The organism is Paraburkholderia sp. PGU19 (assembly GCF_013426915.1).
Taxonomy (GTDB): Bacteria; Pseudomonadota; Gammaproteobacteria; order Burkholderiales; family Burkholderiaceae; genus Paraburkholderia.
Window position 1 is genome coordinate 2,110,979 of record NZ_AP023180.1, and the last position, 21,174, is coordinate 2,132,152.

The window sequence follows — 21,174 nt, forward strand, 5'->3', positions numbered from 1 at the left end:
GATGATTTAGAAAGCGACGAATTAAAATATGCTCCATATGTCTTTTTAAATTGGAGCAACAAAGATTTTTGTTGCGAACGATTAATGTGGATGGTTCAAATGCACGCTGCGGGCGCCACACACGGTTATCTGCCATCTCGCTTCGTTTCGTTGCGGGATTAAATGTAGTCTGTATTTAAATCGAGGTATCTCGGATAACTCTTATTTTGAGATTGCGTTTCGAGACTTTTTAAATGTCAGTGCGTAGATAAATCTTCGTTTTTTGTTGCCGCTACACTTCGTTCTCCGTCGAGGCAGATCGCGATGGTGCGCCGCGCCGGCTTCCCGCCGTTTCTGCGTCCGCTATGAAAGGTTGGTATACTTTTGCCCGTTTTCCGGTCTTTTCGGCCGGCGTTTCGCGCGTGTCCGCGCGCGCGGGCGGCTTGCCCTGCGGGTAGGCATGACTTCTTGATCGCCCTTTCGGGGGTGTCTCAGCGGAGATCGTCTTGGCCGTTTCCAATCTCGTCGTGGACGACACACAAACTGACGCAGCTGCCGCCAGTTCAGGCAGCTCGTTTTATCTCGCGATGCGCATCTTGCCGCCTGCGCAGCGCGATGCGATGTACCAGGTCTACGCTTTCTGCCGCGCCGTCGACGACATCGCCGACAGCGACCTGCCGCGCGCCGAGCGCGACGCGGGCCTCGAGCGCTGGCGGGCGGACATCGACGCGTGCTACGCCGGCTCGCCGCGCGCGTCGCTGCTCGAGCTGACCCGGCACATCCACACGTTTCATCTGCAGCGCGAAGACTTCCACGCGATGATCGATGGCATGGCGATGGATGCCGCCGCCGACATCTGCGCGCCCGACGAAGCCACGCTCGACCTGTACTGCGACCGTGTCGCGAGCGCAGCAGGCCGGCTATCGGTGAGGATATTCGGGATGGAGGAGCAGCCGGGCATCGAGCTGTCGCATCATCTGGGCCGCGCGCTGCAACTGACGAACATCCTGCGCGACATCGACGAAGACGCGGAGATCAACCGCTGCTATCTGCCGTACGAGCTGCTGGCGCGCGAAGGCATCGCGGCGACGAATCCGCTCACGATCGCCGACGATCCGTCGCTGCCGCGCGTTTGCGCGACGCTCGCGGAGCGCGCGAAGCAGCACTTCGCCGCCGCCGACGCGATCATGGATGCGCAGCCGCGCGCGCAGGTCAAGGCGCCGCGCATCATGTCGGGCGTCTATCGTCTGCTGCTCGAACGTACGCTGGAACGCGGCTTCGACATTCCGCGCACGAAAGTCAGCAAGCCGAAACTGCGGATGCTGGCCATCGTGGCGCGCTACGCGGTCTTTTGATGCGAAAGCTGGTTCACGTGATCGGCGCTGGACTGGCCGGCCTTGCCGCCGCCGTGCAGCTGCAACGGCGTGGCGCGCAGGTCGTGCTGTACGAGGCGGCCGAACAGGCGGGCGGCCGCTGCCGCACGTACTACGACCGCACGCTGGCTGCGACGGTGGACAGCGGCAATCATCTGGTGCTGTCCGGCCAGCAGGCCACGTTGAACTATGTGCGCGCGATCGGTTCCGCCGACGAACTCGTCGGGCCGACGCAGCCCGAATACCCGTTCGTCGATCTGGCGACGAACCGGCGCTGGACCGTGCGCATGTCGCCGGGACGGTTTCCGGCGTGGATTTTCGAGGCCGGCGCACGCGTGCCGGACACACAATGGACGGATTACCTGTCCATCGTGCCACTGCTGCTGGCGAAGCCCGGCCGCACCGTCGCACAGTCCATGCGCAGCAACGGCCCGTTGTGGGACCGCATGCTGCATCCGCTCCTGCTGGCTATGGCCAACATCGAGCCGCGTCAGGCGACGGCCGAACTGGCGGGCGCGGTGTTGCGCGACACGCTCGCGGCAGGCGGGCCTTCCAGCCGGCCGCTCATCGCGCGCAACGGTCTGGGGTCGGCGTTCGTCGAACCGGCGCTGCGGCTGTTGCAGCATGGTGGCGCGGCGATCCGGCTAGGCGCGCGGATCGACGCGCTGGAGTTTGCCGATAGCCCGGACCGCCGCGTTGCCGCGCTGCGTCTGGACGGCGGGGAACGCGACGAAATCGGCGCGAGCGAAGCCGTCGTGCTGGCCGTGACGCCGGATGTCGCGCAGGCGCTGGTGCCCGGCGTGCAGGCGCCGCGCCGCTTTTCGGCCGTCGTGACGGCGAATTTCGCGGTCGAGCCGCCGCTCGCCCATCCGCCGCTGATGGGCCTCGTCAACGCGAGCGCGAACTGGCTGGTGGCGTCGGACGGACGCCTGTCGGTGACGGTCTACGACGCGGCGAACCGTACGGTGAACCTCGCCGACATGCCGCGCGACGAACTCGCGCGCAAGCTGTGGGCCGACGTCGCGCAAGTGACGGGCTTGTCGGCCGATCTGCCACTGAAGTGGCAACTGAGCGTCGAGCCGCAGGCAACCTTTGCCGCGCAACCCGACGACGAGATGCGCCGCCCGGCCACGCGCACTCGCTGGAACAACCTGATGCTCGCGGGCGACTGGACGGCAACCGGTCTGCCGCCGGGCATCGAAGGCGCGATTCGCTCCGGCCAGAAGGCCGCGGATACGCTATTGAACGAACCGATGGAACGCCGATGAACGATTTATCCATGACCCAGACGCTGGGCGACGCACTGCCTCAAACGCTGATCGACGACCACGCGCCCGTGGCCGCCGCGCTGGCGACAGGCGCCGCGCCCGTCGACGCGCTCGACGCCGCCGTCACGCGCGCGACGGACGCCATCCTCGCCGCCCAAAAGGACGATGGCCACTGGGTCTACGAGCTCGAAGCCGACGCGACGATTCCTGCCGAATACGTGCTGCTCGTCCACTACCTGGGCGAAACGCCCAACGTCGAGCTGGAACAGAAGATCGCGCGATACCTGCGCCGCATCCAGCTGGCCGACGGCGGCTGGCCGCTTTTCACCGACGGCGCGATGGACGTCAGCGCGAGCGTGAAGGCGTACTTCGCGCTGAAGATGATCGGCGATTCTGTCGACGCCGAACACATGGTGCGCGCGCGCGAGTGCATTCTGGCGCACGGCGGCGCGGAAGCGGCGAACGTGTTCACGCGCATCCTGCTCGCACTGTTCGGCGTGGTGACGTGGTACGCGGTGCCGATGATGCCCGTCGAAATCATGCTGCTGCCCAAGTGGTTCCCGTTCCATCTGTCGAAGGTGTCGTACTGGGCGCGCACGGTGATCGTGCCGCTGCTGGTGCTGAACGCGAAGCGGCCGGTGGCGCGCAATCCGTGCGGCGTGCGCATCGACGAGCTGTTCCGCGGCGCGCCCGTCACGACGGGCCTGTTGCCGCGCTCGGGCCACCAGAGCAAGAGCTGGTTCGCGTTCTTCCGCGCCGTCGACGGCGTGCTGCGCGTGACGGACGGCCTGTTCCCGAAGCGCTCGCGCGAGCGCGCGATCAAGGCGGCCGTCGATTTCGTCGATGAACGCCTGAACGGTGAAGACGGTCTCGGCGCGATTTTCCCGGCGATGGCCAACTCCGTGATGATGTACGACGTGCTCGGCTATCCCGCCGATCACCCGACGCGCGCGATCGCCCGCCAGTCGATCGACAAGCTGCTCGTCATCCACGAAGACGAAGCGTATTGCCAGCCGTGCCTGTCGCCTGTCTGGGACACGTCGCTGGCGGCGCACGCGCTGCTCGAAACGGGCGACACGCGCGCCGAGGAAGCCGCCGAACGCGGCCTCGCATGGCTGCGTCCGTTGCAGATTCTCGACGTGCGCGGCGACTGGATTTCGCGCCGCCCGAACGTGCGTCCGGGCGGCTGGGCGTTCCAGTACAACAACGCGCATTACCCCGACGTCGACGATACGGCGGTTGTCGCGCTGGCCATGCACCGCTCGGCGGCGCTGACGCAATCGGATGTCGATGCGAACGCGATTGCGCGCGCGCGCGAATGGGTGGTCGGCATGCAGAGCAGCGACGGCGGCTGGGGCGCGTTCGAGCCGGAAAACACGCAGTACTACCTGAACAACATCCCGTTCTCCGATCACGGCGCCTTGCTCGATCCGCCGACGGCCGACGTGTCCGGCCGCTGCCTGTCGATGCTCGCGCAACTCGGCGAAATGCCCGCGACGAGCGAGCCGGCGCGCCGCGCCTACGACTATCTGCTGAAAGAGCAGGAAGACGACGGCAGCTGGTACGGCCGCTGGGGCATGAACTACATCTACGGCACGTGGACGGCGCTGTGCGCGCTGAACGCGGCGGGCATCTCTCATGACGACGCGCGCATCCAGCGCGCCGCGCAGTGGCTCGTGTCGATCCAGAACGCAGACGGCGGCTGGGGCGAAGACGGCACCAGCTACAAGCTCGACTATCGCGGCTACGAAAAGGCGGCGAGCATTCCGTCGCAGACGGCATGGGCGCTCCTCGGGCTGATGGCGGTCGGTTATGTCGATCATCCCGCCGTCGCGCGCGGCATCGAATATCTGCAGAACGAGCAGCGCGATCACGGCCTGTGGGACGAAACGCGCTTCTCGGCAACGGGTTTCCCGCGCGTGTTCTATCTGCGCTACCACGGTTATCGCAAGTTCTTCCCGCTGTGGGCGCTCGCGCGCTACCGCAATCTGACGCGCGCGGGCCAGAAGCGCGTCGCCTTCGGCCTGTGATGGCGGCCCGGCCTGATCTGATGAACGCAAAGCTGCCCGTCATCGCCGTGACGGGCATGGCGTTCGAAGCGCGCATCGCGCGTGGCAAAGGCGTCGAAGCGGTGTACGCGGCGCGCGCCGATCTGCTCGAGCGCGCGTTGAACGAGGCGATCGCGCGCGGTTGCGCGGGCATCATCAGCTTCGGGACGGCAGGCGGGCTGGCGCCCGATCTCGCGCCCGGGACCTTGATCGTTGCGAGCAGCGTGCATAGCCCACTCGGCGTCGTCGAGACCGATCTGCGCTGGGCGGGACGCATCGCCACCGCGCTCGGCGCGGCGCCGCTGGCGTCGAAGCTGCGGCGCGGGCCGATTGCGGGCGTGACCGCGCCGCTGGTCGGCGCCGCCGACAAGGCCGCGCTGCACGCCTCGACAGGTGCGCTCGCCGTCGATATGGAATCTCACCTTGCGGGCGCGATCGCCGAGGCGAACGGCCTGCCGTTCGTCGTTTGCCGGGCGATCGTCGATCCCGCGTGGCGCACGCTGCCGTCTGCCGCGACGGCGGGTCTGCGCGACGATGGCACGACCGCCATCGGTCCCATCCTTCGCGAACTGGCGCGCCAGCCATCCCAACTCGGCGGACTGCTGCAAGTCGCCGCCGACGCCCGCGCGGCCCGCGCTTCCCTCGTCGCTGCCCGCCAGATACTGGAGCGCTCGGGCGCGCTCCTCTCCATTTAGGCCCGGCGCGCCGGCAATGCGGATAGCGAAATAGTGTGTTGGTCTTGAAGGCCTAGGGAAAACCCTTATCTCTGTTATAGTGCTAGGTGTTAACCCTAGGTCGCGCGGAAAAGCGCGGCCGCGCTATTTCCAAAGAGGGACCGCAATGAATTTCCACACACGCAAATGGGTCAAGCCCGAAGACCTGAACCCCAACGGTACGCTGTTCGGCGGCAGCCTGCTGCGCTGGATCGATGAAGAAGCCGCCATCTACGCAATCTGCCAGCTCGACAACCAGCGCGTCGTGACCAAGTTCATGTCGGAGATCAACTTCGTCAGCTCGGCGCGTCAGGGCGACATCATCGAACTGGGCATGACGGCAACGCACTTCGGCACGACGTCGATCACGCTGCGCGCGGAAGTGCGCAACAAGATCACGCGCAAGAGCATTCTGACCGTCGAAAAGATGGTGTTCGTGAATCTGGACGCGAACGGCAATCCGGCGCCGCACGGCCGCACGAAGATCCGTTATTCGGATGAAGCGTTCGAGCGTTACAGCGAGAGTCTGCGTGCCATGCAGCAGCAGCCGGCCATGCTGGTTTCGGACAGCACGGAAGACGCGGATCAGGAAGCGGACGCAGCGCACTAAGAACAAATCGGCGGCGGAGTCGGCGGTGCGCCCGGCTGCTGAAAGAAAAGCCCCGGCTGGTCTCACGACCAGCCGGGGCTTTTTTGTTTCTGGTGTTTCGCGCGTGCCGCAAGGCCGCGCGAACGGCGTCACTGCGAAGCGGGCTTGGCGGGCGACGGTGCTGCGCCTTCGCCCGGATCTTCATACTTCGGCACGCTGTCGTCGTTGGTCTTCGGGGCCTTTGCACCGCCCGCACCCGACGCGCCATCGGCCGGCGCGGCTTGCCCCGGTTCGGCGTTCGGCACAGCAAGCGGCGCTGCGCCCGGCACGGTGGTCGGCGCCGTGCCCGATGCACCCGAAGGCGCCTGCGCGCCCGAATCGTCCTCGTCGCCGTAGTCCGGCAACGCCGAAGCCGGCGCGTTCGCGCCGCGCAGCAACGATTTGCGTTGCTGCGTATAGGCGTCGCGAACGAACGAGTATTTGTCGAGGGCCGCCTGTTCCAGCAACGTCGTCGCGCCGAGCAGATCCGAACGCACGCTGACGAACTGTACGAAGAACAGCGGATACTTGTACTCCCAGCCCATGTAAGTGATCGGATTGGCGCGGAAATCGACCAGATAGCCAATGCCGTCGCGGAACGAGCTAGGACCGAACAGCGGCAGCACCAGATAAGGACCCGACGGCACACCCCAGCGACCGAGCGTCAGACCGAAGTCCTCCTTGTGCTTCGGCAGGCCGGCGGGCGTCGCGAAGTCGATCAGGCCGCCGATACCGAACGTCGAGTTCATCGCGAAACGCATCAGGCTTTCGGTAGCGTCCTTGATGTGCAGTTGAAGCAGGCTGTTGGCGAAGTTGTCGAGATCGCCGAGGTTCGAGAAGAAGTTGCTGATTGCCTGACGCAACGGCTGCGGCGTGACCTTCTGATAGCCCTTCGCAATCGGCACGGCGACCGTGCGGTCGATTGCGTCATTGAAGCTGAAAATCGCGCGGTTCATCGGCTCGAGCGGATCCCCGGGCTTCCGGTCGGGTCCCGTTGCACACCCCGTTGCAAGACTCGCGGCGGCCAATGCCAGCGCGGCTGTACGCATCTTCATGCGGCTATCCTTATTGTTTCTTCGATGCGCGTCGAACGCGCGGTTTGCCCATCAATACCGGTTGAAATACCACAGCGCCAATCAGCGTGCATAGAAGGGACAACGCCAGCAGGCGCCCCATGCTCGACGTGCCCGGATGGTGCGACAACCACAGGCTGCCGAACGCCGTAGCGGTGGTCGCCGCACTGAACAGCACGGCATGCGTGAGGCTGGATTGCAGCAAGCCCGTTTGCCCTCTGCGCCAGGCCATCACGAAGTAGATCTTGAACGCGACGCCCACGCCGAGCATCAGTGGCAAGGCGATGATATTCGCGAAATTAAGCGGCATGTTGAAGACGACGCACAACTCCAGCGTGACGACGGCCGACACCAGCAACGGCACGAGCGTGCGCAGCACGTCGCCGAAACGGCGCAGCGTGAGCCAGAGCAGGGCGCTGATCGACAGGATGGCCCACGCGCCCGCTTGCACGAACGACTTGATGATCACGTTCGCCGAATGGAGGATCGAAATCGGCCCGCCGATCGCGCCCGGTTCCGCCGCCTTCACGGCTCGCGCGAAGTTGCGCAGCATCACGTCGTCGCCGGGATCGGTGCCGGGCGGCACTTTGGGCGAAATCTCGACGAGCGCCTGGCCTGTTTTCGACACCCAGCTGTCGGCGATGTCCTTCGGCACGTTTTCGCGGGTGATTTCCGACGGTTGCAGCAAGGTTTCCAGCTGCTTCAGCGAAATCTTCAGCGGTACCGACATCGCGCGCTCGGCGCGGTCGCGCGTCGAGACGTCCGCGTTCGCTAGCTTGGCCAGCGTTTCCGACAAGTGTTTGGCTTCCGCGGCACCGGGGCCGGGGTGGTCGTCGGCGGCGAGCGACAGCTGGGCCGACGTACGCTTCAGCGCGGCGACGCGGACGGCGTCGGTGGCAGGCGGCGCGGGCGTCTGCGTCAGCGCGGGCAGCAGTTGCTGCGCCGCGGCGTCAATCAGCGCGAGCTTTTGCGGCTGGTCGGCGGGAATGAACGTGGTAAGGGTCGTCGTACGGCCCACTTCCGGCAGCTTCGACAGACGCGCTGCGATCTTGTCCGCATCCGCCAGCGAAGGCGCCAGCGCCCGCACGTTGTTGACGGCCGCTTCGGGCGCGTCGTTCAGCGAGATCAGCGTCGCCATCGACTCCGTGTTCGGGTCCTTCAGATGCAGCGGATTGAAGTCGAAGCGCAGATGCAGCAGCAACGGCGACGCGCCGATGATCAGCACCGCCGTCGCGATCAGCACAGGCGTGCGGTTGCGGTCGAGGAAGTCGTCGACGGGCGCGAGGAACGTGAAACCCGGCGATTCGGCTTCGCCCGGCGGATTGAAGACCTTGATCAGCGCGGGCAGTAGCGTCATGTTGGTCAGATACGCGACGAACATGCCGACGCCGGCGATCTTGCCCAGTTCCGAGACGCCGCGATAGGCGGTCGGCAGGAATGAGAAGAAGCTCTCGGCGACGGCCACGGCGGCGAGCGTCAACGGCACGCCGATGCTGTAAGCCGTATGGATCAGCGCGGCGGCGAGCCGGTCGTCGCGATTGCGTTCTTCGCGGTACTTCACGCCGAACTGCACACCGAAGTCGACGCCAAGCCCGACGAACAGCACCATGAACGCGACGGAAATCATGTTCAGTGCATCGACCAGCATCAGACCGAGCGCCGCCGTGATCACGAGGCCGACGAACAGCGTGATGAACACCGCGACGATCAGGCGTCCCGAGCGCAGCGCGAGCCACAGGATGCCGAGCACGACGAAGAACGTGACGATGCCGTTGATCTCCGCGCCGTCCTGCACGGAGGCGAATTCATCGTCCGCGAGCGGCTGCTCGCCCGTCAGACGGATGCGGGCGCCATATTGCGAGTTGAGATCGAGCGATTCCGCCGTCTTGCGAACTTCTTCCGACGCCCGTGCGCCCGCCTGCAGCGCCGCATAGTCCAGCTTCGGCTGCACGACGATGAACGCGCGCGCGGGCACCTTGGCGGCATCCTTGTCGACGAGCGCGCGCCACGAGAAGACGGCGGGCTCGTTGGCCAGCACGTGATCGATCACGGTCGCACTGCGCGACAGCAGGTTGCTCATGTCGCCGAGCTTGACCTGGCCGATCTGCAGCGGTAGCAGCAGCGTCGTGTTCAGCGTGCCGGCGAGGCCCGTCAGACTCGGATCATGCGCGAGCGAGTTGATGAGCGGGCGCGCCTTGACCAGTTGCGAGGTGGTGGATTGCACGTCGGCGAGCGACGGGAACAGCAAGCCTTCCTTTTCGAAGAACGGCCCGCTGCCCGGCTGCATGACGGAACTGAATTCCTTCGTGTTCTTTTGCAGCTCGGTGGCGAGCGTGTTCGCGGCGGCATCCGCGTATTCGGGCGCGCCGGCCTCGACGACGACCAGCAAGGTCTGCCCGCGATCGGGGAAGGCCTTGTCGATTTGCTGTTCGAGCGCCGCCCATTTCGCATCGTTCTCGACGAGACGACTGATGTCGGTATTGATCTTGAAGTGATGAACGACGTAAATGGCGCTCAGCACGGCGAGCACGAGCGACAGCCCGATGACCTGCAGCGGACGGCGCACCGACCAGACAACGAGGCGAACGATAGATGACTTCAGCATGTACGCGAGCGGGGCCTTGTCACGATTGGCGTTATTGGTAAAGGGCACAAGTATACCGACGCTGCCGCCGCACGGTCGCCTTAGTGAACCCTGTGCAGCCCGTCAAAGTCTTAAGTCGGTATACTGGCCCGTAATCGCGCCAGATGCGGCCGGTCCCGCGCGAGTTCATTCCTAACTGTCCCGATGAGCGTATGAAACGTTATCTCTCTGCTTTTCTGGCAGCCGCCGTGGTCTCCACCGCGGCTTTCGCACAAAGCGCGCCTGATGCGATCGTGAAGAGCGCGGTCGAAGGCACCGTCAATGCGATGAAGGCCGACCCGCAGGCGCGCGGCGGCGACATGAAGAAGATCACGCAGGTGGTCGAGACGAACTTCGTGCCCGCCACGAACTTCCAGCGCACGACGCGCATCGCCGTCGGCAAGGCTTGGTCCACGGCCACGCCGGAGCAGCAAAAACAACTGTATGAGCAATTCTCGAAGCTGCTCGTCGGCACGTATGCGGCATCGCTGTCGCAACTGCGCGATCAGGACGTGAAGTTCAAGTTCGCGCCGTCCACGGCATCCGCCGACGCGAAAGACACTGTCGTCCAGTCGCACGTGCTGAGCAACGGTGGCGACGACTCAATCGACTATCGCCTGGAAAAAACGGCGAACGGCTGGAAGATTTACGACATCAACATGATGGGCGCGTGGCTGATCCAGGTGTATCAGACGCAGTTCCAGGATCAACTGAACAAGGGCGGCGTGGACGGTTTGATCAAGTTCCTCACCGAGCACAACGCGCGCAGCGCCGGCTGATCGTCAACGCCGCGCAGCGCCGTTTTCCCGGTTGCGGTCCGCAAAACAAAAGAGCGCGACGGCTAAACCGTTGCGCTCTTTTTCATGCGGCTTTGATGCGTCTTAATTCAACGCGGCTGCCGACGTCTGCACCTTCTTGCCCGTGCCCTTGACCTTGATCTCTTCGAGCTTGATTTCGACGTGGCGCGAGAACACGTACTCGGCGGGACGCGCCTTGTCGAGCGGGATGTCCTTGACGAACGCGCCCGTCGTGCGCGCACCCTTCAGGCTGACCTTCAGCGCCTTCAGCGGATGCGCGACCGTGTCCATCACGGCCGTCGCTTCGAAGCCGCAGTGGACCATGCAGTCCGCGCATTTCTCATACTTGCCGGTGCCGTACTTGTCCCATTCGGTGGTTTCCATCAGTTCCTTGAAGGTCTTCACGTAACCTTCGCCGACCAGATAGCACGGCTTCTGCCAGCCGAACACCGTGCGCGCCGGGTTGCCCCACGGCGTGCATTCGTAGCTCTGATTGCCGGCCAGGAAGTCGAGAAACAGGCTCGACTGGCTGAACGACCACTTCTTGCCGTTGTTGCCGCGCTTGAAGATCTCGCGGAACAGGTTTTTGGTCTTGTCGCGGTTCAGGAAGTGCTGCTGGTCCGGGGCACGCTCATACGCATAGCCGGGCGACACCGTGATGCCGTCCACACCAATCTCGCCGACCGTGTCGAAGAACTTCGCCACGCGCTCGGGCACGGCATCGTTGAACAGCGTGCAGTTGATGTTCACGCGGAAGCCGCGGCGCTTGGCTTCCTTGATGGCTGCGACGGCCTTGTCGTACACGCCTTCCTGCGAGACCGAGTGATCGTGCGCTTCGCGGTCGCCGTCGAGGTGTACCGACCAGACGAAGTACGGGTTCGGCTCGTAATCGTCCATCTTCTTTTCCATCAGCAGCGCGTTCGTGCACAGGTACACGAACTTCTTGCGCGCCATGATGCCCTTGACGATCTGCGGCATTTCCTTGTGCAGCAGCGGCTCGCCGCCCGCAATCGAGACCACGGGCGCGCCGCACTCGTCGACGGCTTCGAGGCATTCCGCCAGCGACAGACGCTGGTTGAGGATGGGATCGGGATAATCGATCTTGCCGCAGCCGTTGCAGGCCAGGTTACAGCGGAACAGCGGCTCGAGCATCAGCGCGAGCGGGTAGCGTCGGTTGCCCTTGAGGTGGTTGCGCATGATGTAGGCGCCAACCCGGACTTTTTGTAGCATCGGAATAGACAAATTGTCCTCCTTAAACTTCGCGTGCAGCGAGTTGTTGCGTCAGCTTCGACGGCAACTTGAATTCAACTTTTTCTTCACGTCCCGCCATCGTCGTAACGTCGACGGGGCCCAGTGCGCGTAGCGCATCGATTACGTTCTCGACCATTTCTTCCGGTGCCGAAGCGCCCGCCGTGATGCCGACCGTTTTCACGTTGGCGAACCACTCCGGCTTCACTTCGGAACCGTCGGCGACCAGAAAGCTCGGTACGCCCGTTTCGCTGCCGATCTCGCGCAGGCGATTCGAGTTCGAGCTGTTCGTTGCACCCACCACCAGCAGCACGTCGACTTGCGTGCTGAGCTCGCGCACGGCCGCCTGGCGGTTTTGCGTCGCGTAGCAGATGTCGCGCGTATCCGGACCGACGATGTCGGGGAACCGGCGCTTCAGCGCGTCGATGATGCCGCGCGTGTCGTCCACCGACAGCGTGGTCTGCGTGACATAGGCGAGCGGCGTGTCGACAGGCAGTTCCAGCTTCGCGACTTCCGCTTCGCTTTGCACGAGCAGCACCTTGCCAGGAATCTGGCCGATCGTGCCTTCAACTTCCGGATGGCCCGCGTGCCCGATCAGGATCAGCGTGCGGCCCCCGCCCACGTACTGACGGCCTTGCACATGAACCTTCGTCACCAGCGGGCAGGTGGCATCGAGCACGTCGAGGCCGCGCTGCTCCGCGTCGCGTTCGACGCTTTGCGCAACACCGTGGGCACTGAAAATGGCAACTGCGCCCTGCGGCACTTCATCGAGTTCCTCGACGAAGCGCGCGCCTTTACGGCGAAGGTTATCGACCACGTGCCTGTTGTGGACGATTTCATGACGCACGTACACAGGTGCGCCATGTTGCTGCAAAGCGCGATCGACAATTTCGATCGCCCTCACGACTCCCGCGCAAAAGCCGCGGGGTTGGGCAAGGATCACTCGCATAGGCTGCCGAACTCCGACTGACGCGGGATTCCGGGCAGATCGGTAAAAACGACCTGTTCGCCGCGTCTGTATATTAGTTGATGTCTTAAATCCGACGGAAGTCGATACTCGAGACCAAACGCGCATTCTAACGCTATCGCTGTCTGTTTGCTTTTCAGACGTCCCGCACTGTGGCGTTTGGGCGGCGCCTGGCGTGGCAAAAATGACTCGCTGCGCCTGTTGACGGGAACCCTTAAACTATCGAGCTTTGTTGCGCCGACGCATCGCCTGCGGTTTCCGGCCTGCATCAGTTGAATTTTCTGCGGCGTCTTTCGACGGCGGCGCATTCTTGAACGTATCGAAAACGCGGTCTATCACATATTCGATGGCCGGCTAGTGCTCGATTTCCACGATTGGCGCAGCGTCGCAAGTGTTGCTGGCGCGCCGCGTCCGTCGCCGCGCCTTGGAGACGCAAAGCGCGCGGCTTTCATAGAGGGCAATGCATGATTGCGGCGGTTCTGTTTCTGTTAGCGTGTCTGTCGCTGTTGATCTGGTGTGTGCTGCTGTTCGCGCGCGGCGGCTTCTGGCGCGCGCAACCCGCCCTGCCGCTCGCGCCCGAGACGCGCGACGCATGGCCGGGCGTCGCCGCCGTGGTCCCGGCGCGCAATGAAGCGGACGTGATCGCGCGGGCCGTGACGTCGCTGCTCGAGCAGGACTATCCGGGCGAGTTTCACGTGATCGTCGTCGACGACCACAGCACCGACGGCACCGCCGCCGCCGCCCGCGCCGCCGCGCTCGCGCTGCGGTGCCCGGACCGGCTCACGGTAATCAGCGCGAAGCCGCTGCCAGCGGGCTGGTCGGGCAAGGTCTGGGCGCAGTCGCAGGGTATCGAGGCGGCGCGCTCGGTCGGTTACACGCCGGAATACCTGCTGCTCACCGACGCCGACATCGGCCATCCGTCCGACGCGCTCACGCAACTCGTGATGCGCGCCGACGCCGAAAAGCGCGACCTCGTCTCGCTGATGGTCCGCCTGCGCTGCGACTCGTTCTGGGAAAAGGCGCTGATTCCCGCCTTCGTGTTCTTCTTCGCGAAGCTGTATCCGTTCGCGTGGGTCAACAACCCGCGCAACCGCACAGCGGGCGCGGCGGGCGGCTGCATGCTGGTGCGCCGCACGGCGCTGGAAGAAGCGGGCGGCATCGAATCGATCCGCGCCGAGCTGATCGACGATTGCAGCCTCGCCGCGCGCATCAAGCATCGCGGCGAAGGGCGTCACCCGATCCGCCTCGACGTGGCGGCCCGCAGCGTTTCGCTGCGTCCTTACGACAGCTGGCGCGAAATCTGGAACATGATCGCGCGCACCGCGTTCACGCAGCTGCGCTATTCGGCGTGGCTGCTGGCGGGCACGCTGCTCGGCATGACGATCATCTATCTCGCGCCGCCCGTCGTTGCCATTGTGCTCGGGGCGAAAGGCTGGCCTGCGTGGCTCGCATGGGCCGCGATGTGCTGCGCCTACGCGCCGATGCTGCGCTACTACCAGCGCTCGCCGCTGTGGGCGCCGTTCCTGCCGCTTATCGCGCTGTTCTATGTCAGCGCCACATTTGGCTCGGCCGTGCGCTACTGGCGCGGCAAGGGCGGCCAGTGGAAGGCGCGCGTGCAGGCGCCCGCCGGGACGAATCAATGAAGCGGCTTGTCTGCCTGATCGTCGTCGCGCTCGGCTTGATGCAAGGCGCACTGGCCGACGATCAGACCCGCCAGGACCGCATGTCAGACTATCTGCGCCAGAAGTTCGGCCTCGCGAAGGAGAAGGCCGAGCAGATTTCGAACGCGGTGCGCACGGCCTCCGAGAAGTACGCGCTGCCGCCCGCGCTGATTCTCGCGATCATCTCGATCGAATCGCGCTTCAAGGAAAAGGCCAAAGGCGGCAACGGCGCGACAGGGCTGATGCAGGTGGTGCCCGGCGCGCACAAGCGCATGCTGAAAGACGTGAAGGATCTGACCGATCCGGAGACCAATATCGAGGTCGGCTCCGCGATTCTGTACGGCTACATGAAATCGGCAGGCGGCGACCTGAATGCCGCGTTGAAGAGCTATGGTGGGTCGCAGGCGTATGCGGAGAAGGTCAACGGCCGCGTGAAGACGTTCGCGGAAGTCGTGGAGGCGGAGGCCAGCGCGGCATCGGGCGCGGACCAGCCGCTGCCGTCGCGCGACGGCGGATGCGATGCGCGCTACACATCGCTCTGCATCGGGCCCGTGGTCTACGTAAGTCCCATCGAAGAAGCTGCGAGCAGCCCGAGCGTCTCGCAGCGCGCGAGCAGTCTGCTCAATTCGTTGCTGCCGCTGTCGCACTGAATGGCGAGCAATACACGGTGCCGACGGCCAGCGCCGTCGCGCATCACTTCTGCGTCAGCATCATGTACATCTGAATGACCGTCTCGGGCGAGAACTGGAACGGCACCCAGCCATGTCCCGTATGGCGCATCACGAGCAGACGGTCGCCGTTCGATTGCTTCTGCACTGCCATGGCCGGGTTCTTCGTCGATACGAAACGCCAGCCAGCGGGCAGGTTCGGCGGGACTTCGGGCTGCATCGACGCGCGCGCGTTCGACAGTTCCTCGATCAACTGACCCAGTTGCAGCGGATGCAGCGTGACCGATTTGCCGCCGATGGTCATCGTGATCTCGTTCTGGCTCGGGCGCTCGATATGCAACGTCGGCTTTTCTTGCGCCGCTTCCTGCGCTTGCGGTTCGACGGGCGCTGCTTCGACCACCGTATCCTCGGCGGCCGTTTCTTGCGCGGCCGCCTCTGCGCCGTTCACATGCTGATCGGTCGAGGTCGCGGCCTGCGCCTCGCGCGAAGCCGTGACAACCTGGATGAGCTGATCGACGCCCATTTCGAGTGCGCCAATCTGTTCCTTAAGATTCATGCGTAGTTCTCTGGTAAGACCCGCGATTTTACCTTCTGCACGCTGGCGGTAGCCTTCGTGCCGGCGTTGCGAGTTGTAACAAAGCGTGTGCGGGTCACGCACGAGGCGCGATCCATTGCGTTCGCCACTGTATGCCCAGACCTCACGCTTTCAGATAGCCCGCCTCGCGAAACCACTCGAGCGCGTCGCGCAGACCTTCGCGGTATGGCCGCGCGCTGTAGCCAAGCTCGCGCTCCGCTTTCGCCGACGTGAAGTACATCTTGTTCTTCGACATCTTCAGCCCGTCGACGGTGACGAACGGTTCGCGCTTCGTGAACTTCGCGACGGCTTCCGCGCCCATCGCGAGCGGATACAGCGGCCAGCGCGGCAGCGCGATGGTCGGCGCCTTGCGTCCGACGATCCCGGCGATATCCGCGAGCATCTGTTGCAGCGGCAGATTCTCGCCGCCGAGAATGTAGCGCTCGCCGATCTTGCCGCGTTCGAGCGCGAGGAAGTGGCCCGTCGCGACGTCGTCGACATGCACCAGGTTCAGCCCCGTATCGACGAACGCGGGAATCTTGCCGAGCGCCGCTTCGACGATGATGCGGCCCGTCGGCGTGGGCTTCACGTCGCGCGGGCCGATGGGTGTCGACGGATTGACGATCACGGCGGGCAGGCCGTCGTTCGCGATCATCCGCTCGACGGCGCGTTCCGCCAGCACCTTGCTGCGCTTGTACACGCCGATCGCCTGCTGCGGCGTCATCGGCGACGTTTCATCGACCGACGCGCCCGAGCCCGTCACCTTCAGCGTCGCCACGCTGCTCGTGTAGACGATGCGCTCGACGCCTTCCTTCAGCGCGGCGCGCATTGTCGCTTCCGTGCCTTCCAGATTCGAGCGCTCGATCTCCAGCGGGTCCGGCGCCCACAAGCGGTAATCGGCCGCGACGTGCAGCAGATAGCGCACGCCGCGCAGCGCGGCGCGCATCGACGCCTCGTCGCGCATGTCGCCGACCGCGATCTCAGCATCGAGCGATTCGACGTTGCGGCGCGGGCTGGTCGGACGCACCAGCACGCGCACCGCGAAGCCCTTTTGCTGCGCGATGCGCGCGACGGCCGAGCCGACGAAACCGGATGCGCCGGTGACGAGTACGAGATCGCGAGTCTGATCGGTCATTGCTTGCCGTGTTCCTGATTGCTGCCTACGGGCGCATGGTTGAAGGTTTGCAGAGGTCGGATTGTACGTGCTGCCGATCGCGTGCGCCGCGCTCGCGGGCTTCGCGTGGCGAGACGTGCGCGAGCAAAGCGCGCGCGGCGCGACTAGAATGCCCGCGTAAACGCATGAACGGCATAAAGGAGGAAAGAGCATGTCCGGCACGGATCTCGATTCGCGGATCGAAACGTATTACGTGCGGGTGCGCGGCATGGTGCAGGGCGTTGGCTTTCGTCACGCGACGGTGCGCCAGGCGCATGCGCTGGGTATCCGGGGATGGGTGGCGAATCTGGAAGACGGTTCTGTCGAAGCGATGTTGCAAGGTCCGGCGAACCAGCTCGACCGGATGCTGTCATGGCTGCGTCACGGCCCGCCGATGGCGCGCGTGACGGAAGTCACGCACGAAGAGCGCGCCAACGACAAACGTTTCGAGCGCTTCGAACAGCACTGACACAAGCCGCTTGTAAAAAAGCGCGCGGGCGTGAGCCTCGCGCGCTTCCCGTTGCTCACCTCAACATCACGCAACGCCCATCAGCGCGCCACCAGCAGGCTTTCCGCAAAGCCCCAATCGCGCTCGATCCATTGATGACTGCACGTGAAGCCCGCATCGTCGGCGATCGCATGCAGTTCTTCCGGACGATACTTGTGGCTGCTCTCCGTCCAGATCGTCTCGCCTTCCTGTAGCTCGACAGTCAGCCTCGCCGCGCGCACCTGCGCGCTTACGCGCCGCTTCGCTCGCAGATGCATTTCGATGCTGCGCACATCCGGATTGAAGCGCGCGACGTGTTCGAACGCATCGAGCGGAAAATCGCCGTCCAGTTCGCGGTTGATTCGCGCGAGCAGATTCAGATTAAACGCGGCCGTCACGCCGATGGGATCGTCGTACGCGGCGATCAGCACGGGCACCGGCTTTTCGAGGTCGGTGCCGAGCAGCAGCGCGTCGCCGGGCGCGAGCATGTTGCGGATGTCGCGCAGAAAACGCGTGGCCGCGAGCCGCCCGAAATTGCCGATCGTGCTGCCGAGAAACAGCACGAGCAGCGGCTCGTCTTTCGCACGGCGCTTGCTCACCTCGGCAAGCCCCGCGAGATAGTCGCGCTCATAGCCGACGATCGAAATGCGTTCGATATCGCCCAGTTCACGGCGACACAATTGCAATGCGGTGCGCGAAATTTCAATCGGGCTGTAAGTAGTGGGGCGCTTTTTACAGAGTGCTTCGAGGATGCGGCGCGTTTTGCGGCCGCTGCCGCTGCCCAGTTCCGCGACGATCGCGTCGTGAGGCAAGTGCGCGACGATATCGCCCGCGTGCTCGGCGAGCAGACGTTCTTCGGCACGCGTGACGCCGTATTCGGGCAGCGCGGTGATCACTTCGAACAGCGCCGAACCCACCTCGTCGTAAAGATACTTGGACGGCAATTCCTTCTGAGGCTGTTTGCTGAGGCCAGCGCGAACGGCGGCGGCGAACTCCGGCGATACGTCGTGCGATAGATGTTGCGATACGGCTGGCTGAGTCATGTTGGCTCCGTGTTGTCTCGTTCCAGTGATGACTTGCGGACTGCGGAAGAGCGAATGCGTTGGAGTGAGTGGACCGGCAAGCGTTCAAGCGTGAGCGCGTTCGATGACGGGCGCGTGTCTGCACTTCTGTGCTTTCTGGCGCCTGATCGCGCGGCAGCGAATTGAAAGCCGCGCGGGCGCGGCATGAACGGAACACGGAAGCAAGAAGCAGGCTAAAACGGCAGGCTCGTGTTTCCGCCGATGAATCGCCGGCGGCATGCGGCGTGGATATGAAACTAGTTTTTATAGTGCATCGGACGTGAATATGCACGGACGCAATGTGGCGGAAAAAGACGGACCGTCCTCGCACTACCGCTAGAATGCGCGCTTCGCGCGACGAAGCGGGCTTCACATCGGGCATCGCTTGCGCCGCGCAGTTAAAACAAGACTTAACTATGGACGACACATCTCACGGCGTCGCGCCTGGCCGCCCGCAGCGGACCGGCCAATGAACGCCTATCAACCGGGACGCGGCATCGCGTTGTCCGTGAGCGCATCGACGCTGTTTGCCCTGATGTCCGTGTACGCAAAGCTGCTCACGCCGTTGACGGGGCTCGATATCTTCGCGTGGCGCGTGATCTGGACCGTGCCGGGCGCTTTCACGCTGATTGTGTTGCGCTCGCGGCTGCCGCAACTCAAGGCGCTGTCGATACGCGTGATCCGCGAGCCGCGCACGGCGCTTTTGCTGGCCGTCAGCGCGGCATTGCTCGGCGCGCAGCTATGGGTGTTCCTGTGGGCGCCGCTGCATGGGCGGATGCTGGAAGTATCGCTCGGCTATTTCCTGTTGCCGCTGACGATGGTGTTGCTCGGCCGCTTCTATTATTACGAACGGCTGGAGCCGTTGCAGTGGCTCGCGGTCGGTTGCGCGGCGCTCGGCGTGTTGCACGAGTTGTGGGTGACGCGCGCGTTCTCGTGGCCGACGCTGCTCGTGGCGATCGGTTATCCGCCGTACTTTGTGTTGCGGCGCAAGATCAACGCCGATTCGCTGACGGCGTTTGCGCTCGAAATGTCACTGCTGCTGCCATTCGCGCTCGCGATGGCGCTCCACGGCGGCTCGCTCGCGCTGCTGTCGGGCCGCGTCGACATGTGGCTGCTGTTGCTGCCGGGACTCGGCGCGCTGAGCACGGTTGCGCTCGCGACCTATCTGAAAGCGAGCCGTTTGCTGCCGATGGCGCTATTCGGCATTCTCGGCTACGTGGAGCCGGTGTTGCTGGTGATCGTGTCGGTGACGCTGCTCGGCGAGTCCTTGACGGTGCAGCAGCTTGGCACGTATGTGCCGATCTGGATCGCGGTGGCGCTGACGGGTTTGCATAGCGTAAGGCTGCTCGCGCCGCGTTGAAAGCCTGTGAGGTCGTCGTGCAGCCTGGACGGTCACTGCCTCAGGACCGATGACGCGTGACCCCATGCGCCGCATCGACCCGCGTCGGGCCTGCCTTGGCTTCGATTGCCGCGCGCAACGCGGGCCGCCAGCCGAATGCGAATAGCGCTTCAGCGAGCACGAACAGCGGCCCGATCAGCAGGCCGATCACGTCGTCGATGAATGCGGGCTTGCGATGCTCGTACGCGACGTGTCCCACGAACTGGAACACCCAGCCGACCACGAACAGGCCGATACCCGACGCAAGCCACGTCAAGGTGGGCTGCTGCGCAAGCCACGCGCCGCACGCTACGCACAGTACCGACACGACGGCCATCATCGAACCGAGCGGCACATCGAGCACGAAGTAGTAGATCACGCTCAGGCCGAACAGCACCCACGCCGGCGACACCGCGAGCGGAAGCGTGGCAACCGTCCACGCGGGCCGGCTCAGCAACACGGCGAGCGCGAGCACGATCATCGGAATGCCGATGAAGTGCGTCGCGATGTTGCGGCGGTCGCGATGATAGGCAGCGTATTGCGCAAGTTGGTCAGTGAGCGTTCTCATGGATGCCGTTCCTTGTCGAAAGTCATCATAATCGCGGGCGGCGCGCCGCGACACTTTCGGCTAGCCGACAATTCAACCGCCAAAGCGCGCTTCAAACGATGACATCGACTGAGCTCTTCAATCTGCTCGACCGCAGCGCCTGGTTTCGCGCCGCGCCCGATGCATTGCGCGCGCAACTAATCGAGCTCGGCCGCACGCGACGGCTGCCGGCGGGCCAGCGTCTCTTCAGCCGCGGCGATGCCGACGACGGCTTCTACTGTGTGCTCGACGGATTGATGCGGATCGGCTCGATCACCGCGAACGGCAGGGAAGCGCTGCTCGCGGTGATCGAGCCCGTCAACTGGTTCGGCGAGATCACGCTGTTCGATGGCCAGACGCGCACGCACGATGCCTATGCCGAGCGCGACACGCTGCTGTTTCATGTGCCGCGCGCGGCGCTCACGGCGCTGCTCGAACGCACGCCCGCGTTCTGGCATGCGTTCGGCCTGCTGCTCACGCACAAGCTGCGCCTCGCGTTCGACGCGATCGAAGAGGCCGCGCTGCTGCCCGCTGCGCAACGCGTCGCGCGGCGTCTGCTGCTGATGGCGGGCGGATACGGTGGCGGCGCGGGTGCGCTGCGGCGCGTGCTCAAGGTGCCGCAAGAAGACCTCGCGATGATGCTCGCGCTGTCGCGTCAAACCACGAACCAGATTCTCCGGCAGTTTGAAACGCAAGGCGCGCTCGCGCTGCGCTACGCGGAGATCGAGATCGTCGATGCGGAGAAACTGCGCGGCTTCGCGGCGTCGACGAACGACGTCGCCGAGCGTGCCTGACCGCGCATAGTGCGACATCAATCCGCCGAACTTTAGAGATAGGTCATCGGCCGGCCAAGGTACCATCACCTATACTTTTTTTGCTGCCGTTTGTC

Annotated in this window: 19 protein-coding genes; 11 read left to right on the forward strand and 8 right to left on the reverse strand. The window is 64.4% G+C overall.

The genetic code is table 11. The features are described 5' to 3' along the window. The first annotated feature begins 485 nt into the window (after positions 1-485). The 5 genes from hpnD (at position 486) to H1204_RS27125 (ending at position 5,991) form a co-directional block, all read left to right on the forward strand. A complete protein-coding gene (gene hpnD, locus H1204_RS27105) occupies positions 486-1,334 on the forward strand; it encodes a presqualene diphosphate synthase HpnD (RefSeq protein WP_180731572.1) in 849 nt (282 codons plus the stop codon). Continuing rightward, a complete protein-coding gene (gene hpnE, locus H1204_RS27110) occupies positions 1,334-2,620 on the forward strand; it encodes a hydroxysqualene dehydroxylase HpnE (RefSeq protein ID WP_180731573.1) in 1,287 nt (428 codons plus the stop codon). Before hpnD ends, hpnE begins: the two co-directional genes overlap by 1 nt. After that, complete coding sequence (gene shc / locus H1204_RS27115) at positions 2,617-4,650, forward strand: squalene--hopene cyclase (RefSeq protein ID WP_180731574.1); 2,034 nt, start codon at positions 2,617-2,619, stop codon at positions 4,648-4,650. The genes hpnE and shc overlap by 4 nt, the downstream gene beginning before the upstream one ends. Beyond that, the gene (locus H1204_RS27120; RefSeq protein WP_180731575.1) at positions 4,650-5,363 is read left to right on the forward strand and encodes a phosphorylase; all 714 of its coding nucleotides are present in this window, start codon (positions 4,650-4,652) and stop codon (positions 5,361-5,363) included. The genes shc and H1204_RS27120 overlap by 1 nt, the downstream gene beginning before the upstream one ends. Positions 5,364-5,508: 145 nt before the next feature. Further along, a complete protein-coding gene (locus tag H1204_RS27125) occupies positions 5,509-5,991 on the forward strand; it encodes a hotdog domain-containing protein (RefSeq protein WP_180731576.1) in 483 nt (160 codons plus the stop codon). A gap of 128 nt (positions 5,992-6,119) precedes the next feature. Here the strand turns inward: H1204_RS27125 and H1204_RS27130 are convergent, their stop codons facing one another. Both H1204_RS27130 and H1204_RS27135 read right to left on the reverse strand, forming a co-directional pair. After that, on the reverse strand, positions 6,120-7,064 hold the full coding sequence (locus tag H1204_RS27130) for a VacJ family lipoprotein (RefSeq protein ID WP_180731577.1): 945 nt from the start codon (positions 7,062-7,064) through the stop codon (positions 6,120-6,122). Positions 7,065-7,074: 10 nt separating this feature from the next. Next, positions 7,075-9,687, reverse strand: coding sequence for an MMPL family transporter (locus H1204_RS27135; RefSeq protein WP_180731578.1), 2,613 nt, complete (start codon positions 9,685-9,687; stop codon positions 7,075-7,077). A 191-nt stretch (positions 9,688-9,878) separates the two neighbouring features. Between H1204_RS27135 and H1204_RS27140 the strand changes: the two genes are divergently transcribed. Continuing rightward, the gene (locus H1204_RS27140) at positions 9,879-10,484 is read left to right on the forward strand and encodes an ABC transporter substrate-binding protein (protein WP_180731579.1); all 606 of its coding nucleotides are present in this window, start codon (positions 9,879-9,881) and stop codon (positions 10,482-10,484) included. A gap of 102 nt (positions 10,485-10,586) precedes the next feature. Here H1204_RS27140 and hpnH read toward each other — a convergent pair whose 3' ends face one another. Continuing rightward, complete coding sequence (hpnH, locus tag H1204_RS27145) at positions 10,587-11,744, reverse strand: adenosyl-hopene transferase HpnH (protein ID WP_180731580.1); 1,158 nt, start codon at positions 11,742-11,744, stop codon at positions 10,587-10,589. 10 nt (positions 11,745-11,754) lie between these two features. After that, positions 11,755-12,699 carry a 4-hydroxy-3-methylbut-2-enyl diphosphate reductase gene (gene ispH / locus H1204_RS27150; RefSeq protein WP_042304381.1) on the reverse strand — a complete coding sequence of 315 codons (945 nt, stop codon included), beginning with the start codon at positions 12,697-12,699 and terminating at the stop codon, positions 11,755-11,757. A gap of 482 nt (positions 12,700-13,181) precedes the next feature. Between ispH and H1204_RS27155 the strand changes: the two genes are divergently transcribed. Both H1204_RS27155 and H1204_RS27160 read left to right on the forward strand, forming a co-directional pair. After that, complete coding sequence (locus H1204_RS27155) at positions 13,182-14,360, forward strand: glycosyltransferase (RefSeq protein WP_180731581.1); 1,179 nt, start codon at positions 13,182-13,184, stop codon at positions 14,358-14,360. Next, positions 14,357-15,028, forward strand: a complete 672-nt coding sequence (locus tag H1204_RS27160) for a lytic transglycosylase domain-containing protein (protein ID WP_180731582.1) — start codon at positions 14,357-14,359, stop codon at positions 15,026-15,028. The genes H1204_RS27155 and H1204_RS27160 overlap by 4 nt, the downstream gene beginning before the upstream one ends. Before the next feature lie 43 nt (positions 15,029-15,071). Here H1204_RS27160 and H1204_RS27165 read toward each other — a convergent pair whose 3' ends face one another. Both H1204_RS27165 and hpnA read right to left on the reverse strand, forming a co-directional pair. After that, positions 15,072-15,602: a hypothetical protein gene (locus H1204_RS27165; protein ID WP_180731583.1), complete on the reverse strand. Its 531-nt coding sequence runs from the start codon at positions 15,600-15,602 to the stop codon at positions 15,072-15,074. Between the two features lie 142 nt (positions 15,603-15,744). Further along, a complete protein-coding gene (gene hpnA, locus H1204_RS27170; RefSeq protein WP_180731584.1) occupies positions 15,745-16,755 on the reverse strand; it encodes a hopanoid-associated sugar epimerase in 1,011 nt (336 codons plus the stop codon). A gap of 190 nt (positions 16,756-16,945) precedes the next feature. Between hpnA and H1204_RS27175 the strand changes: the two genes are divergently transcribed. Further along, complete coding sequence (locus H1204_RS27175) at positions 16,946-17,242, forward strand: acylphosphatase (protein WP_180723014.1); 297 nt, start codon at positions 16,946-16,948, stop codon at positions 17,240-17,242. A gap of 80 nt (positions 17,243-17,322) precedes the next feature. On the opposite strand, the gene egtD is transcribed toward H1204_RS27175, so the two are convergent. After that, positions 17,323-18,303: an L-histidine N(alpha)-methyltransferase gene (gene egtD / locus H1204_RS27180; RefSeq protein ID WP_042304377.1), complete on the reverse strand. Its 981-nt coding sequence runs from the start codon at positions 18,301-18,303 to the stop codon at positions 17,323-17,325. 487 nt (positions 18,304-18,790) lie between these two features. Here egtD and rarD point away from each other — a divergent pair, with 487 nt between their 5' ends. Then, complete coding sequence (gene rarD, locus H1204_RS27185; RefSeq protein WP_180731585.1) at positions 18,791-19,681, forward strand: EamA family transporter RarD; 891 nt, start codon at positions 18,791-18,793, stop codon at positions 19,679-19,681. A gap of 40 nt (positions 19,682-19,721) precedes the next feature. Here the strand turns inward: rarD and H1204_RS27190 are convergent, their stop codons facing one another. After that, a complete protein-coding gene (locus tag H1204_RS27190; protein WP_180731586.1) occupies positions 19,722-20,267 on the reverse strand; it encodes an Mpo1-like protein in 546 nt (181 codons plus the stop codon). Positions 20,268-20,365: 98 nt separating this feature from the next. On the opposite strand from H1204_RS27190, the gene H1204_RS27195 reads away from it, so the two are divergent. Then, positions 20,366-21,079, forward strand: coding sequence for a Crp/Fnr family transcriptional regulator (locus tag H1204_RS27195; RefSeq protein ID WP_180731587.1), 714 nt, complete (start codon positions 20,366-20,368; stop codon positions 21,077-21,079). Positions 21,080-21,174 lie beyond the last annotated feature (95 nt).